1 pseudogene is annotated in these 1,538 nt (G+C 37.9%); it reads left to right on the top strand.

The features are described 5' to 3' along the window. Positions 1-1,538, top strand: a pseudogene (locus Q9306_RS24480) (phage tail spike protein); the annotation flags it as partial.

Raw genomic sequence — 1,538 nt, forward strand, 5'->3', positions numbered from 1 at the left:
AAACAATGAATTTAGTGCATGGAACAGCTGGTAACAATAGTGTTGGTATAGAATTAAGGGTTGGGTATAAAGACGGGAAAACAAATTGGTTTGAAGCATGTTATGGCAAGATAGTTCCTGCTGGCACCAATTCGTATCGTAGGTATTTTAAAGTATCACAGGTTATTGAAGATAAAGAAATTGATAATTTAACAGTAACAGCCTTGTTAAGGAGTGCTTCTGGAACTGTTAAATTTAGAAATCTTCAAATTGGGATCGGTACAATTCCGTCATCGCATCAACCAGCTCCAGAAGATCAAGTGTCTAATGAAGATTTCACTAAGAAAACAACCGAGATCGTCAAGAGTGTGGAGGGCATAAAAGAAAGTATAACGAAAGTCGAAAGTAATCAAAATTCTTTTAATCAACGTGTTACTACTGTAGAGAAAACCGCAGATGGTATCAAAGAAAGTGTTAGCAGTATCAAGGAAACACAATCGGCACAAGGAAAGCAAATACAAGATGCAAAAGCTACACTGGAAACGCAAGCAGAAGCGATTAAAGGTAAAGTAACTATAACGGAAGTTGGCAACTATGTTAGTAGCATAGGTATGGATAATTTAATAAGGAACTCATTATTAAAAACAGATTCAAGCCATTGGTCACTAGCGCCTAGTGTTTCACGAGATACAGCTGTTACGTATAACGGTGCTTATAGTATAAAAACAGATCAAAGTGGTTTAACCGCTGATAATTGGCGCGGCGGCATTAGTGAAAAAGTTAAAGCTGCAGCTGGTGAAGATTTTGTTATATCTGGTTGGTTTATGACTGATGATAAAGGAAAAATCGACAAGGGAGTAAGGGTAGAAATAGAGTTTTTTAACACTTCTGGTGCGAGAATATCTACGGCGGGTTTTGATATCCCTCTAGAAAACAACGTCTGGAAATTCGCATATGGAACAGCAAAAGCGCCAGCCGGAACAGCACTCGTTGATGCTAGGTTCTATGTAGTAAGAAACGGAAGACTTTGGGCATCTAGAATGATGTTACAGCGTGGAATGAAGCCATCTGAGTTTACTGAAAATGCAATGGACGTTGTCGGTAGAGACGAATTATTAGGACAGATTGCAGAAAAGGTAGCAACAGCTGATTATAATAAGCAAACAGAAATTTTTACAAGAGAGTTCGCAGCTACAAAAGAAGGAATCCGTATTTCTGCTAAAAAGGAAGAAGTGTATACACGAGAGCAATCTGATGGTAAATATGCTACAAATGCTTATGTAAAAGACATGGAATCGCGTATTGACGTTACTGAAAAAAGTATTCTCAGCACAGTTAAAGTCGGTAATATCATTTCAAGTATTAACCAAACGGCTGAAAAGATTCAAATTGAAGCGAAGCGTATAAATCTAATTGGGGCGGTTACAGCAGAAAGTATTGCTGGTAAGTTGCTCGAAGGTATCACTATTAGAGCAAGGGATCCAAACGATAATAATAACTTTACAGAGATGTCGAATGGTAGAGTCTTTACACAAGGATTTCAAAATCCAGCTGAATGG

Origin of the sequence: Bacillus multifaciens, assembly GCF_030756675.1 — a bacterium.
Classification (GTDB): Bacteria; Bacillota; Bacilli; order Bacillales; family Bacillaceae_G; genus Bacillus_A; species Bacillus_A multifaciens.